We start from the raw sequence: 2,500 nt of genomic DNA, 5'->3' as shown, positions 1-2,500 counted from the left end.
ACTGGATGGGCTAGGGGTCCTCACCGGATTACCAAACCTAACCAAACTCCGAATACCTGGGAGTACTAGTCGGCAGACACACGGCGGGTGCTAACGTCCGTCGTGAAAAGGGAAACAACCCTGACCTACAGCTAAGGTCCCCAAGTTATGGCTAAGTGGGAAAGGATGTGAGGATCCCAAAACAACCAGGATGTTGGCTTAGAAGCAGCCATCATTTAAAGAAAGCGTAACAGCTCACTGGTCTAAATAAGGGTCTTTGCGCCGAAAATGTAACGGGGCTAAAGCCATACACCGAAGCTTAGGGTTCGTGAGCAATCACGAGCGGTAGCGGAGCGTTCTGTAAGCTGATGAAGCCGTACCCGTGAGGGGCGGTGGAGGTATCAGAAGTGCGAATGCTGACATGAGTAACGTAAGGGGAGTGAGAGACTCCCCCGCCGAAAGACCAAGGGTTCCTGCTTAAAGTTAATCTGAGCAGGGTTAGCCGGCCCCTAAGACGAGGCGGAAACGCGTAGTCGATGGGAACCACGTTAATATTCGTGGGCCTGGAGGTAGTGACGGATCGCACAAGTTGTTCAACCTTATCGGATTGGTTGGGCAGCGGAGCGGTTCCAGGAAATAGCTCCTCCTTATAGACCGTACCCGAAACCGACACTGGTGGTCTGGTAGAGTATACCAAGGCGCTTGAGAGAACTATGCTGAAGGAACTCGGCAAATTGCACGCGTAACTTCGGAAGAAGCGTGACCCTTTTCTGCGCAAGCAGAGGAGGGTGGCACAGACCAGGGGGTAGCGACTGTTTATCAAAAACACAGGGCTCTGCGAAGCCGCAAGGCGACGTATAGGGTCTGACGCCTGCCCGGTGCTGGAAGGTTAAGAGGAGGGGTGCAAGCTCTGAATCGAAGCCCCAGTAAACGGCGGCCGTAACTATAACGGTCCTAAGGTAGCGAAATTCCTTGTCGGGTAAGTTCCGACCTGCACGAATGGCGTAACGACTTCCCCGCTGTCTCCAGCATAGACTCAGTGAAATTGAATTCCCCGTGAAGATGCGGGGTTCCTGCGGTTAGACGGAAAGACCCCGTGCACCTTTACTATAGCTTTACATTGGCATTCGTAGTGGCATGTGTAGGATAGGTGGTAGGCTTTGAAGCCAGGGCGCCAGCCTTGGTGGAGCCACCCTTGAAATACCACCCTTATCTCTATGGATGTCTAACCGCGGCCCGTTATCCGGGTCCGGGACAATGTATGGTGGGTAGTTTGACTGGGGCGGTCGCCTCCTAAAGAGTAACGGAGGCGCGCGATGGTGGGCTCAGAACGGTCGGAAATCGTTCGCTGAGTGCAATGGCATAAGCCTGCCTGACTGCGAGACTGACAAGTCGAGCAGAGACGAAAGTCGGTCATAGTGATCCGGTGGTCCCGCGTGGAAGGGCCATCGCTCAACGGATAAAAGGTACGCCGGGGATAACAGGCTGATGACCCCCAAGAGTCCATATCGACGGGGTTGTTTGGCACCTCGATGTCGACTCATCGCATCCTGGGGCTGGAGCAGGTCCCAAGGGTATGGCTGTTCGCCATTTAAAGCGGTACGTGAGTTGGGTTCAGAACGTCGTGAGACAGTTCGGTCCCTATCTGCCGTGGGTGTAGGAATATTGAAAGGATCTGTCCCTAGTACGAGAGGACCGGGATGGACGGATCTCTGGTGGACCTGTTGTGGCGCCAGCCGCATAGCAGGGTAGCTATATCCGGACGGGATAACCGCTGAAGGCATCTAAGCGGGAAACCCACCTTAAAACGAGTATTCCCTGAGAACCGTGGAAGACGACCACGTTGATAGGCCGGGTGTGGAAGAGCGGCAACGCTTGAAGCTTACCGGTACTAATAGTTCGATCGGCTTGATCGTTCTCATTCCTAATATCCATCGCTCCCAAAAGGGAGGATGTGAGAGCACAACAAAGACCAGCGAACAGCTTGGAAAAGCAGCAAATAGGGTTCCCTATCGGCTGCTCACCATCGGCTATTCGCTCAAAAAGCTTCTCGAACAACGTGCGTTTTGCCGACCTGGTGGTTATGGCGGAGCGGCTGCACCCGATCCCATTCCGAACTCGGCCGTGAAACGCTCCAGCGCTGATGGTACTTCGTCTCAAGACGCGGGAGAGTAGGTCGCTGCCAGGTCTGCCAAACGCACGTTCATCTTCTCATTACGATTGTTGTGATGCATGGCGTTGCCTCAAAACCGCTAACACTTTTGAGCGACATGCATGAGGCCCGCCAAACGGGAGCCCGGGCCGCGCAAGCGGCCCTTTCATTTGGCAGACCTCTTGATTCCGGTAAGCTAAAACTTACCTCTAAGGACGCAAGCCAACGCTTGCTCGTGGTCGCAAGCAAACGCTTGCTCGTGGTCGCAAGCAAACGCTTGCTCGTAGTTGACGCGGGGTGGAGCAGCCCGGTAGCTCGTCAGGCTCATAACCTGAAGGTCACAGGTTCAAATCCTGTCCCCGCAACCAA

The 2,500-nt window shown here is 54.6% G+C and carries 1 tRNA gene and 2 rRNA genes (1 of these 3 cut by a window edge); all 3 read left to right on the top strand.

Features of this window, described 5'->3' with window-relative positions:
• A 23S ribosomal RNA gene (locus tag EN846_RS33455) occupies positions 1-1,895 on the top strand; it begins 929 nt to the left of the window's first position.
• A 157-nt stretch (positions 1,896-2,052) separates the two neighbouring features.
• Positions 2,053-2,167: ribosomal RNA gene (gene rrf / locus EN846_RS33450) — 5S ribosomal RNA — on the top strand.
• Positions 2,168-2,422: 255 nt separating this feature from the next.
• Positions 2,423-2,499: transfer RNA gene (locus EN846_RS33445), tRNA-Met, on the top strand.
• Position 2,500 lies beyond the last annotated feature (1 nt).

The sequence above is a fragment of the Mesorhizobium sp. M4B.F.Ca.ET.203.01.1.1 genome, from assembly GCF_004791025.1.
GTDB classification, from domain to species: Bacteria; Pseudomonadota; Alphaproteobacteria; order Rhizobiales; family Rhizobiaceae; genus Mesorhizobium; species Mesorhizobium abyssinicae.
The sequence above is the reverse complement of the archived record's forward strand: the minus strand, read 5'-3'. Positions and strand labels throughout refer to the sequence as shown.